Source organism: Pseudoalteromonas sp. S3260 (genome assembly GCF_005886925.1).
Lineage (GTDB): Bacteria > Pseudomonadota > Gammaproteobacteria > Enterobacterales > Alteromonadaceae > Pseudoalteromonas > Pseudoalteromonas tetraodonis.
This window is the reverse complement of the sequence record NZ_PNCV01000048.1, coordinates 15841-27814: the sequence shown is the minus strand read 5'-3', so window position 1 is coordinate 27814 and position 11974 is coordinate 15841. Positions and strand designations below refer to the sequence as shown.

Below are 11974 nucleotides of genomic sequence, written 5' to 3'. Positions count from 1 at the left end.
TCAGTAAAAAAACAATTTGATTTAGGACAATAGATGAGCATCAGTTACCCACAAATTATTATTTATAATAATGAAATTGAGCTAATAGAGCACGCCAATGATTTACACGACTTTATTTACACTATGGAAGCAAGTGAACAGCAAAAAGTCATTATTTTAGATAAGGTTAGTGGCTATCAAAGTTTAAGCGGCCATTCGCTCACGGCGCTCAGTGCAAGCCAATTAGCAGAGCTAGTAAAAGAATATTTAGCAAAAGAAGGGCAATGCTGCTTAAGTAAAATAGAGCAGCTCACACCAAGCCAAGCGTTTGCGTTACTCGCCGAAATCAACTAACGCTTTAACGTGTGCAATCGCGCTGCGCCCGAGGGCCGACAGTGAGTACCCTCCCTCTAAATAAGAAATAATACCTAAACAATGATGCTGTTGGCTAAATTGCGCTAACTGCTCAGTAAGCCATATATAATCACTTTCAACAAACTTAAGACTGGCCATGTCATCTTCTAAATGTGCGTCAAATCCCGCGCTTATAAAAAGTAGCTCAGGCTTAAATTCTGTTAATTTTGGTAGCCATTGTTGCTCATAAAGTGCTTTTAAATCAGCACCATCACTAGCTATCGGTAAAGGTGAATTTACCAGTGTGGCATTATTTTTAATGGCGGTATTAGGATAAAATGGATATTGAAATAACGAGCACAGCAAGACATTTTCATCATCCATAAAAATATCTTGAGTCCCATTGCCATGGTGTACGTCAAAATCAACAATAGCAATGCGCTTTACCCCTTTGCTTTGTGCATATTTAACCGCAATCGCAAGGTTGTTAAACACACAAAAACCAGAAGAGCTATCTCGGTTAGCGTGATGCCCTGGCGGGCGTACTGAACAAAACGCAGCGTCTAACTTGCCCTCTAAAATCTCATCAACAGCGAGTAACCCTGCTCCGACTGCACGCTCAATGGCCTTTAAAGAGTCGGGGCATAACCACGTATCTCCATCAAGATCGCTGAGCCCCTCGGTGGGGATCATGTCTTCTACATGCTTAATATGCTGCTCACTGTGCGCCAATAAATAATGTTCGCGCAGTGCTTTAGGGGCTTGTTTTTGCTCTATAGCCACATCCAGTCCACTAGCAAGTAAACGGTCATTAATCGCATCTAAACGCTCAGGGCACTCTGGATGATCTTCAATCATTTTATGTTTACGACAGTGAGGATGAGAAATAATCGCAGTGCGCATAGCTAACTCCAAAAATAAGTTGCTTAACGAGTATAACAAAGCCACCTTGTGGTGGCTTTGCGACTTTGGTTGATACTAAACGACTCTTTAACCAAAGTTATGGTTATTTAGCTTTTAAGTCGAGGTTTCTAAAATCAAAGCTAAAGTCGGTTACCTGCGTTGAAACTGCATTCATTTTCGCTGATTCTACGCGGTTATCGGCGCTCATAGAAAAGCGAATAAAGGCATCTGCCTCTAATAACTTTTCATCCCACTTAACAATAAAGGTATTGCCTGTGTAATGCTCCAGTTCACCTTTAAGGCGTTTTGTATGGGTAAAATCAATGCGTAATTTACCATCCAGCTCTTCAACGATTACATCGCCATACCAATCATCATGTAATGTACCGGTGTAGTTTATATTAGGTAATTGCGGTTGAGTGTCTGTTGGCGCTTTTGGTGCGGCATTAGCATAGGCTTTTTCTTTTCCTGCAAAATGTTTTTTAGCTAACTCTTCAACCCAATCTTTATCTTCAAGCTCGAGTACATCTTCAAGTACTTCATGGGTCACCGCCGATAATGCAGAAAATGCTTGTTGGTTGCTTAATATCACAATCCCCACGTTTTTTTCTGGCAGTAAAGTCACCTGCGATACCATACCTAAAATGCCGCCACCATGTGCCAGCTTTTTAACGCCGTGGTAATCTTCTATACTCCAACCTAATCCATAACCTCTAAATTGCTGATGATACGCTTCATAGGCACTTTTAGATGCCATTGATGTAATATGTGGATGCCACATTTGTGCTTGCTGCTTTTCACTAAATAGCTGCTCGCCATTAGGCATTTTGCCACCCGCAAGTTGAGTTCGGAGCCATTGGCTCATATCATTTACGCTTGATGCAATGGCGCCTGCCCCTCGAAAGTCTTCAAGGTAATTAACAAAAAAAGGATGCAATTTGCCATCCATTGGGATGTGTCCAATCGCCCAGTTTTTGTTATTTTTTGCGATACGCGAAAAGCCAGCGCGCGAGTTGGTCATATTTAGCGGCTGTAGAATATTTTTTTCAATGTAGTCGTTCCAGCTCATCCCCGATATACGCGCAACAACTTCACCAGCGGTAACAAACATTAGGTTGTTGTAAGCATATTGGCTACGAAAACTGCTCGCAGGTTTTAAATATTTCAGCCCAGATAAAATATCGGCTACCGATTTATCTGTACTTGGCCAAATCATTAAATCGCCTTGACCAAGCCCTAAACCGCTACGATGACTAAGTAAATCGCGTATGCGCATTTCACGAGTAACGTAAGGGTCGTACAATCTAAACTCAGGAAGATGGTCAATTACGCGGTCATCCCAGCTTAACTTGCCTTCATCCACCAGCTTAGCCAATGCTGCACTGGTAAATGCCTTGGTATTTGAAGCAATGCCAAATAAAGTGTCTTTATTCACCTTGCTATTCGTATCAAGGTTGGCAACACCAAAGCCTTTAGCGAATACAACTTTGTCATTTTCAACAATGGCAACGGCCATTCCGGGTACATCAAAACGTGTCATTGAAGCGTTGATCACCTCTGAAATTTTATCGGTATCAACTGCTGCAGAGCTCGTAAACGCCCAGCCAGCCAATAATGCGGCTGTGGTTAATTTTTTTAGTTTCATAGTGTTACCTTAGGTTATTATTTTTGTTTAATCTTGATGAACCGCAAATTCTATTTCGGCGCGCGCTTTATTAGTATCTTGCTTACTCGGGTAAGCTAAAATGCGTTGACTGTAGTGTTCGGGTACGCCCGCCTCAAGTGCGCCGCGATATACATGCTGCACGTACCAATCATAAGGTAGCAGTGTGTCGTCATGTGTGTTTGCTATGTAGCAGTGTACATTAATGTCATCGTCATCTAAAAGGCTAACGGTTAAGTCAACACAGTCGTAATTAGGGCCTTCAATTTCATCTAAAATTCGTTTTTCGTCTTCATTTATCTGATACACCACACCGTATACAACCGCATCGGGCTCATTAGTAGGCACAATAGTGCATTTACCTGAACCATCTGAAAAGGCCATATTAAAGGTTAACTTATAGCCCTTTAAAAGTGCCGTACCCACACGTTTTGCATTAGGTAAACGTGCCAATAAACGATTAGATGACATATTAGAGCCAAACGAAAAATTATATAACGCCATACTATTCCTTCTTTAAATAACAACTCGCACAGCCAGTGCGATTAAAATAATGCCAATGCCGCGGTCGAACCAATAACCACTTTGCTGAAAAAAATCACGTACACGCGCTTTTGATAACAATAGCGATAAAATAGAAAACCAAGCCCACGTAGCAAGCGCCATATAAACGCCATATCCCATTTGTACTATTACCGGCGTAGTTGGGCTAATCACTAAGGTAAACAACGACATAAAAAACAGTGTTGCCTTAGGGTTAAGTGCATTGGTAAAAAAGCCACGTCGAAACGCACGCCATGATGACTCAGCTGCAAGGCTGGGTTTTGCAGTCGGTTCTGATGAGGTCTTTGTAGGTTTAGCAGCGCGCAGTGCCTGCACGCCTAAATACGCTAAATACGCGCCCGCTATATATTTAAGCGCCATAAACAACGCAGGTGATTGAGTTAACACCAGCGCAACTCCCAATACACAATAGGCTATGTGTAATAAAATAGCCGCACCAACACCGGCACTTGTCCATAAGGCATTACGCCTGCCGTACTGTACGCTTTGTTTAAGGACTACCGCAAAGTCGGGCCCAGGGCTTGCTACCGCAAAAAAATGAGCCACCGCAATTAATAAAAATTCATCGATATAATTCATACTTAACTGGCTTGCTCTGGCGAAAAAGCCAATAATAATGGATTAGCCGATTGATTAACCAAGGCTTTTATTTCTTTTTGCGCTTTTTTAAATTGGCCTCGTAAATGCGGTTTTAAATGTTTTTTAGAGTGTTTATCTTGCTTAAAGTAGCTTACTAAAGCATGCATAAATACAGTATGGGTTTCACTGAGCGTGGCTTCGCGATTGGCATATGGGTTGTAACATGAGCCACAACCCCCCTTAAACTGGTACACGGTATTGCTCATCATCACCGCAAAACCTAAAAAGCACGCTAAAGCATCCGTTGCTTGAGGTAAGAACTCTTTACCACCTGGAGGTAATACGCCTACATGATGAATTAAAATAGTAGCAAGAGTACCTGCAAAGCTAGCTACTAAATCTTGTGGCTGATTAATTTGGTTGGGGTTAAACGACACATTAATTGTATGGCTTGGTGGCACCATTAAATGGCAGTGCTCACCACGTAGATGCTCACTAAATTCAAAATGTGGAAACACCTGAGGTTGTAATTGTTGCGGTGCAACAAGTGTTATAGGCCACTCATCCATACCAGCATAGTGTTTAACACGCGCAAACACCTTACTGGCCATTTCTTCAATGCTTGAAACCGAATCAGGAAAAAACTCGACCGTTGGTAAAATAATTTGGCTATGCTTAGTAAAAAAATTCAGGTCAAAGTTTTCTGCAGCCCAAATAAAGGTATCAACTAGCCACTGTTGTTCTTGTTCTGCCAATAAGGGCTTTGATTTAAATAGGGTTAACATAAACTATTCTTGCCCCTGTGCCCATTGCCATGCTTGTGTATTGTATAAAGGCACCGTAGAAAGCGCGTGATGATGACTGCCCGTAGATTCTTTCGTTGAGTACGATAAATACAATAACGTATGGGTTTTAGCATCATAAATGCGACGAACTTTTAACGACTTAAACAAAATACTCTTAGATGATTTAAACACGACTTCACCCGACTTACTACGGTCAATAGACTGTAATTGGTCTGCGGTAATTGGCCCTGTTTGGCGACAAGCAATCGACATATCTGATGGGTCTGAAAAGTCTAAATTAGCCTCAATGTGACTAATATGACAAGTAACCCCTGTAACAAGCGGGTCTTGCTGTGAGTTAACCACCACATCTTTAGTGGTAAATAGCCCAAGACTTACTGAAGCAACATCATCAGAACACCCTGTAAGCCCTGCTAAACACGCAATTAGACTACCCATTTTGAGATACTTCATAGCAAGTCCTTCGTTCATATTAAAATTAAGTTATGCCTTATACTAAACGCTTTCACTGCGATAAAACAAATTTTATAAGCAATAAAAAAGGCACGCCCGAAGGAGTGCCTTTGCAAACAAATACAGCTAAAAATTATTAAAAGCTATATTGTGCACCTAGATAAACATAGCGGCCTGCACCGCCGCCGTAACGGCTATAGAAGTTCCCTCGACCACTTGGGTAAAATGCCCCTTTGTCGTCAAATACATTATTAATCCCGCCAAATACACGTAAGTCACTCTTATCAGTCAATGCCATAGTGTAAGACGCTGATAAACTATGCTTTAAAAATGAGCCGTAGTTTTGGTATGCCAGTGGCTCAGGGTTAGCAATACAACCGGCATCGCCCTCAGCACAGCGCTCATCATTTGCAGCAACATACTCAAGGTAGTCTTTCTCATCTTCTTGGCTTGCTTTAAACGCGCCTACGTAATTTGTACGCCAGCGGATAAGTAAATCATCCATTTTCCATACAATCGACATAGCGGCTTTATCTTTTGAGCGCCCATAACCTGCATACTGTGAAGTAACACTGTTACCATCTAACCCTTCATAGGTTTGCGAGTTTTCAATAATGTGATTGTAATAAAGCTTAAATAACAAGTTGCCATAGCTGCCGATGTCATATTTGTAAGTTGCAACGACATCGTAACCGCGCGCAGTTAACTCATCCAAGTTATGTTCACGCTGTAGAGTTTTTACAATGTTACCTTCGTCGTTACGGGTAATATCGCTACAGTATTCGTTATCACTGCCCCACGCAGCCTCTGAGTCATAACATTCGCGCATGATGTTTTCGTTACTTATTTCATCAATTGCAATTACAAATACCAACTGGCTTGTGTGCTCTTCGTATAAGTCACCACAAATTGACATAAAACGTATCAACCAAAAATATTTGCCATAATAAATCTAAAATTAAACACGCTACAGGTCTTGTAATTGCTTAAATAGTTTATTGCTAAAAATATGTTCAAGCCACATTTTTAAAAATTAAGCGTTATGGGGTTAGCGTGTACAAACCCGTTTGGTATAATTAAATGAACCAATCTAAAGAGGATACGTTAAATGCCACACATTATTATTGAACACTCAGAAGATCTGCCTTTACTACCTCAAGTTCTTGTGGAAAAAATCCATACAACAACGTTTGAAAGTGGCTTATTTGATTTAGAAACAATAAAGACTCGCGCTATTGCTTATCAGCATTATCAGTTAGGTGTGGGTAAAGAAGGGTTTATTCATATTGCGGTGCATATTATGGCTGGGCGTTCCATTGAGCAAAAGCAACTACTAAGTGAGCAATTACTAGCCTGCTTGCAAACGTATTGCAGAGCCTCTGACAGTTTAAGCGTAAATATTTACGAAATGGATCACGAGATTTACCGTAAAAACTAACCGCTATTACAACATCATAGTTATAGGCGAGAGCGCTATAACTATGATGGTTTCCTCGCTCAACTGATTTTTAATTAAATCGTGTTTAAAGCGTAAACTTACCCAGTAAATCCCTTAAAATATTCGATTCTTTATTTAAACCATTACAAAGCTGCTCTGACTTTTTCATATTTTCTTTGGTTTGCTCTGCCGAATCGGAAATCATCACAATATTTTGGCTAATTTCTGAGGTTGCTAGTGTTTGCTCTCGCGTTGCAGTAGCCACTGAGTTGTTTAACTCGCTTAGTAGTACAATTTCCTGTGAAATACCATTTAATGTATGGCCGGTTTCTTTTAAGCGCTCGGCATTTTCTAGGGTGTTTTTGCTGCCCAATTCAATCGCTGTTACCGTGCTTGACGCTTTAGCATTTAACGAATCAATCATCTCATTAATTTGCTCCGTAGACTCCGCGGTACGTTGCGCAAGCGTTCTTACTTCGTCAGCAACTACCGCAAAGCCACGGCCCTGCTCACCCGCTCTAGCAGCCTCAATAGCCGCATTTAACGCCAATAAATTAGTTTGCTCGGAAATCCCTTTAATTACATCCAATACATGAGAAATTGATTTAATCTCTGTCGAAAGCTCTAACACCGAGGCCACAGAATTGGCCATTGACGCTTCCAGTTGTTCCATTTGTTTAATCGTGCTTTGCACAAACTCAACCCCTTTGTGCGTCGTTTCTTCGGTTTTAGTAGCAATATCTGCTGCATTACTGGCACTACCAGAAATATCCTGAACCGTAACCTCCATCTCATTAACGGCTGCCGCCACCGTTTGCGTACTCGATGATTGCACTTCAGCTAAATTTGCCGCACCTTGCACTTGCTCAAGCACATCTTGGGAAATACCTTTAACATGAATTGCCGACTCAGAAACCTGTTTGAACATATAATGTAACTGCTCTAAAAACAGATTAAACTTAACCGCTAAGTCTGAAATTTCATTATTATCATCAGTAGGAAGTCGCGCTGTTAAATCGCCATCTTTTTCTGTTAACGCATTCACTGCTGCAGTAATGTTTTCGATTGGCCTAAATATTTGCCCTACTAACACGCGTGCTAACGCTAAACCTACAAGCGCAATAATTACACCAAAAATGATATTAGTATTAATGGCACTATTAATTGCGCCATATAATTGCTCTTGGGGAATTTCAGCGACTAGATGCCAACCTAATGAATTTACTGGCGTACTTGAGACAACATAGTCATCACCATCAATTACTTTACTTTGAATTGCCCCATTTTTAATGGGTGCCAAGTCAACAGATTGCCCAATTTTAGTTTTATTACCATGCAACATAATCTCGCCACTACCAGAGACCAAATAAACAATACCGCCCTCTCCTATTCTATATTCACTTATGAGATCCACCATAGAATCGAGCGAACGGCCTATTCCGGCAATTCCTTGTCGTTGCCCATCAAGCTCAATGGCATAATTAATAAATACCATCACCTCAGAGCTACCTTTATCTATGTCGAGTGCTACTTCAAATGGTCTATCCGATGCTAAAAAGGCATCAAACCAAGTATCACTACTGTCTATTTGCCTAGAAATACCTTCATCGGTGTAATAATTGCGGGAGTTTTTAGAAATAATGTATGCGTTGCTGGCTTGGTTTTTATTTTTTATATGTTTGAGGTAATCAATGAATTTACCTCGGCTTTGCGCATCTTCATTATTATTCATCCATTGTTGCACAAATAAGTTTTGCGCTATTTCTTTGCCAACAATAATAGGAGTCGATAACTCTAATTCGATTTGGCTTTTCACTTCACTAAGCGCAGTCGGTAAATCTACTTTTGCTAGTTTTTCTTCTGTATTTGAGCGAATACTATTTGAAAATATTAGAGTAGATATTGCTAAAGGAGCAACAACAGCCAAAATAAGGCTGAGGTATACTTTTCGTTTTAATAACATAGAGCACCTAAGGAGTAACTAAGCAGTATTTTATATACCGCACACAATTAACAGTAGCGACATTAAAGGGCATAAAGTAAAGATTTTTATAATAAAACCCCATAACACTTTAATAGTAGATTCAACTGTGTTTATTGCAATGTATTCAATAGAATTAATACAGAAATCAGTGCGCTGGTGAAAAATACGATAGAAATAACAAAGGCGAATTTTATAAACTAGGAAAATGAGTTTTTATTTATTTGGAAAGCGTGTAAAAGTGGTGGCCCCTCCCAGACTCGAACTGGGGACCTAACGATTATGAGTCGAACTCACAAACAATTTACCTGTATTGATTAACACTTCAAAACCCTTATTTTTAAAGGCTTTAACCCCTCCCCTCTTTTTTGGCATATTGGTCCGTATTGATGTATATTGTCCGTAAAGTGATCCGTAGAGCGTCCGTGGGACGTCCGTGACAGATCCGCAGACAATAAAAAGCCCCAACTATGCGCCAACATAATTAGGGCTACCAAAGAACCATAAGGGGGTTCGAATGGCTAAAACTAATAATACCACTAATCGAGTAAACTTTACCGCTGAACGTGTCCGCACTTTTAAATGTGCCGAGGGTAAGAAAGAATCTTTTTTATGGGATAGCGGTTGCACGGGTTTAGGTATAAGGGCTTATTCATCAGGTAAAAAAACATATACCTTTAGAGCTGCAATAAACGGAAAAACAAAACGGGCTGTAATTGGTCCTGTAGATGCGTTTGATATTGATGAAGCACGGGCAAAGGCTCGAGAGTTTCAATCAAGTGCTAAAGACTATATTAGCCCAGCCAAGCTTAAACGCGAAAAAGCAGCAAAAGAACTTGCCGAAGAACAAGAAGAATTGCGCGGCACTATCAAGTTAAAACAAGTATGGCTTGAGTACATAGACGCAAACAAAAGTCGCTGGGGTGAAAAGCATTACAACGATCATCTAAAATCAATCCAAGAACCTAACCAACCATGGGCAAGAGGTAAGGGCCGCTTAACTAAAGCTGGCTGTTTATATCCACTCATCGAAACAAAGCTAAAAGATTTAACATCGAAAAAAATCGAACGATGGTTACAAAAAGAAAATGAGACTCGCGCAGGTGTTGCCGCTCAAACCTACCGCTTATTGTTTGCCTGTTTAAACTGGTGTAGTGAGCAAGATAAATATTCAGGCTTAATTGATGTAGCAAAGCTAAAAACAAAAGACGTAAAAAAAACAGTCGTTAAACTAAGCGCTCGAACCGATAGCTTGCAAAAAGAACAGTTACCCGCCTTTTTTAAATATGTAAGACAAATACAAAATCCTGTTATTTCAGCGTTTGTGCAAACACTACTTTTAACGGGTGCGCGAAGAAATGAGCTGGTGGGCCTTAAATGGACCGAATTAGATTTACAATGGAATAGTATGACCATACGCGATAAAGCCACCAGCAGCGGTTCAGACTCAGGTTATAGGGTAATTCCTTTAACGCCTTATGTAGCTAGTTTGCTTGTTAACCTACCCCGTAGAAATGAATGGGTTTTCTCTACTCCCTCAGGCGTATCAGGTAAATTAACAGACCCAAGAAAAAGCGTTGAACCCGCACTAATAGCCGCTGGTATTGAGGGGCTAACCTTGCATGGTTTAAGACGCAGCTTTTCAAATCTTAGTGAATGGGTAGAAATTCCAACAGGCGTTGTTGCTCAAATTATGGGACACAAACCCAGTGCCACCGCTGAAAAGCATTACAAACAAAGGCCGCTCGATTTATTAAGGAAGTGGCACACAACGTTAGAAGCTTGGATATTAGAACAGGCTGGTGTTGCTATGCCTAACATCAGTGAGCAGCGTTTAACGCTTATTAAGGGGGCTTTATGAAAAGCAATATAACAATAGACGATGTAAAAAAAGCCAAGCTCAAAGCTAAAGAATATTTAGCATCGAGATCTGAAACTATTAACAACTTGCGTGAAGTCGACACTATGAATGAGCTTGTCAATTATGGCTCACTTTCTCTAAAACTAATAGCTAATGAGGAAACCAGTAAGGTTTTTCATTTAATGAATGATAATACACTTGCTAAATTGCTTATTGCTGCAAAAAAAGACCGCACGGCATGGGATATATTAAAAGCTTACACCTCTAAAAACCCTAGCGACCCTAGGCTTAGCGAGTTTGTATTTATGCTAGCTAGTGAAAAGCCACCTGCAAAAAAGAGAGGTCGCCAGCCTGAGGTGATGCGAGACTACTTTTTATTGTGCGCACTATCTTTACTTATTAATGCTGGTTTAAGTGTACCTAGTAACCGTGTTACTCGACAGAAGTTTAATTCAGCTTTTGTGCTCGAAGAAATCCTAAAAGAAATGAATTTTAAACCAATACTAAGCCCTGCAACGATCGTTGATATATATGATCGTCGTTTAGATGTTTATCAGAAAGCGGTAAATGCGGCGCAAGTTTTAAAATAAAATTATTCGGGGGGGAATTAATTAAAAATTAAACGGAATATCCCCCCAAATAGTTATCATCATAATAGTGCTTATACAAACAAACAGATGAGTATAAGCATGAACACAATTACATTCACTCCACAAAACCTAACCACAGAACAGTTTGCTTTAGCATTACAAGGCAAACCCAACTCGATAAGAACCCGCCTATGCAAAACAGGCAGCTTTTACGGCATCAAACCAATCAAATTACCTTCTGGACGCCTATTGTGGCCAGCTGATGAAGTAGCTGCTTTATTAACTGGTAAGGAGTCTTAACGATGATAAACCTACACAGACCTTTAACTGAAATTTTTGAAGCAGCACCACTTGAAGCAATACCAAAGCAAAATGTTAGCGCTTATAAATTACTTAAAGCTTTATCAGATTGCAAAGCCTATCAACGAGATGATTTAGCATTAAGCACAGGATTAGGCGAAACAATGCGCTCAGCATTACAGCAGCTCAAAAGTAAAAGCGGTGGCTATTGGTTAATTCACTCAGTCAAAATAGAGGGTTCAAACAAAACGTTATTGCAATTAGATTTTAGGCATTTAAGTGGTGATGTAGAGCAAGACAGATCAGCAAGGCGCGAAAGACGAAAAGAGCTAGGCAAAGAGTCTTACAAACAAGCTGTTCATGGGCGTAAGCGTGAACCAAAAGCTTTTACCGAAATGACAAAAGCCAATAAAGAGTATTTTAAATCTTTAGGAGATGCGGCCAATGATCCTATTCATAAAAAAGATAAGCCGACTAAAAGTTGATTTAATCGGCTTAGATTC

The 11974-nt window shown here is 40.2% G+C and carries 14 protein-coding genes; 6 read left to right on the top strand and 8 right to left on the bottom strand.

What is annotated here, in order from left to right:
* The first annotated feature begins 33 nt into the window (after positions 1–33).
* Positions 34–333 carry a DUF4144 family protein gene (locus CWC14_RS09585; RefSeq protein ID WP_024601707.1) on the top strand — a complete coding sequence of 100 codons (300 nt, stop codon included), beginning with the start codon at positions 34–36 and terminating at the stop codon, positions 331–333.
* Here CWC14_RS09585 and CWC14_RS09580 read toward each other — a convergent pair.
* From CWC14_RS09580 to CWC14_RS09550, 7 genes are all read right to left on the bottom strand, one after another.
* Positions 313–1236 (bottom strand): histone deacetylase family protein, encoded by a 924-nt coding sequence (locus CWC14_RS09580; RefSeq protein WP_024601706.1) that lies wholly within the window; start codon positions 1234–1236, stop codon positions 313–315. The two genes, CWC14_RS09585 and CWC14_RS09580, sit on opposite strands and share 21 nt — an antisense overlap.
* Positions 1237–1339: 103 nt before the next feature.
* Complete coding sequence (locus CWC14_RS09575) at positions 1340–2881, bottom strand: serine hydrolase (RefSeq protein ID WP_138562600.1); 1542 nt, start codon at positions 2879–2881, stop codon at positions 1340–1342.
* A gap of 27 nt (positions 2882–2908) precedes the next feature.
* A complete protein-coding gene (locus CWC14_RS09570; protein WP_138562598.1) occupies positions 2909–3403 on the bottom strand; it encodes a gamma-glutamylcyclotransferase family protein in 495 nt (164 codons plus the stop codon).
* 12 nt (positions 3404–3415) lie between these two features.
* Complete coding sequence (locus CWC14_RS09565; protein WP_138562596.1) at positions 3416–4042, bottom strand: LysE family translocator; 627 nt, start codon at positions 4040–4042, stop codon at positions 3416–3418.
* A 2-nt stretch (positions 4043–4044) separates the two neighbouring features.
* Positions 4045–4827 (bottom strand): hypothetical protein, encoded by a 783-nt coding sequence (locus CWC14_RS09560; protein WP_138562594.1) that lies wholly within the window; start codon positions 4825–4827, stop codon positions 4045–4047.
* Positions 4828–4830: 3 nt separating this feature from the next.
* Entirely contained in the window at positions 4831–5301 is a 471-nt protein-coding gene (locus CWC14_RS09555) for a CreA family protein (RefSeq protein WP_008466374.1), read from the bottom strand.
* 136 nt (positions 5302–5437) lie between these two features.
* Positions 5438–6217, bottom strand: coding sequence for a porin family protein (locus CWC14_RS09550; protein ID WP_249928732.1), 780 nt, complete (start codon positions 6215–6217; stop codon positions 5438–5440).
* Positions 6218–6409: 192 nt separating this feature from the next.
* On the opposite strand from CWC14_RS09550, the gene CWC14_RS09545 reads away from it, so the two are divergent.
* Positions 6410–6739 (top strand): 5-carboxymethyl-2-hydroxymuconate Delta-isomerase, encoded by a 330-nt coding sequence (locus tag CWC14_RS09545; RefSeq protein ID WP_013465979.1) that lies wholly within the window; start codon positions 6410–6412, stop codon positions 6737–6739.
* An 85-nt stretch (positions 6740–6824) separates the two neighbouring features.
* Here CWC14_RS09545 and CWC14_RS09540 read toward each other — a convergent pair whose 3' ends face one another.
* Entirely contained in the window at positions 6825–8702 is a 1878-nt protein-coding gene (locus CWC14_RS09540) for a methyl-accepting chemotaxis protein (protein WP_013465980.1), read from the bottom strand.
* A 535-nt stretch (positions 8703–9237) separates the two neighbouring features.
* Between CWC14_RS09540 and CWC14_RS09535 the strand changes: the two genes are divergently transcribed.
* The 4 genes from CWC14_RS09535 (at position 9238) to CWC14_RS09520 (ending at position 11956) form a co-directional block, all read left to right on the top strand.
* Positions 9238–10581 carry a tyrosine-type recombinase/integrase gene (locus tag CWC14_RS09535; RefSeq protein ID WP_138562592.1) on the top strand — a complete coding sequence of 448 codons (1344 nt, stop codon included), beginning with the start codon at positions 9238–9240 and terminating at the stop codon, positions 10579–10581.
* Positions 10578–11171: a hypothetical protein gene (locus CWC14_RS09530; protein ID WP_138562590.1), complete on the top strand. Its 594-nt coding sequence runs from the start codon at positions 10578–10580 to the stop codon at positions 11169–11171. The genes CWC14_RS09535 and CWC14_RS09530 overlap by 4 nt, the downstream gene beginning before the upstream one ends.
* A 99-nt stretch (positions 11172–11270) precedes the next feature.
* Complete coding sequence (locus CWC14_RS09525; RefSeq protein WP_212746551.1) at positions 11271–11471, top strand: hypothetical protein; 201 nt, start codon at positions 11271–11273, stop codon at positions 11469–11471.
* Between the two features lie 2 nt (positions 11472–11473).
* Complete coding sequence (locus tag CWC14_RS09520; RefSeq protein ID WP_138562588.1) at positions 11474–11956, top strand: hypothetical protein; 483 nt, start codon at positions 11474–11476, stop codon at positions 11954–11956.
* Positions 11957–11974: the final 18 nt, after the last annotated feature.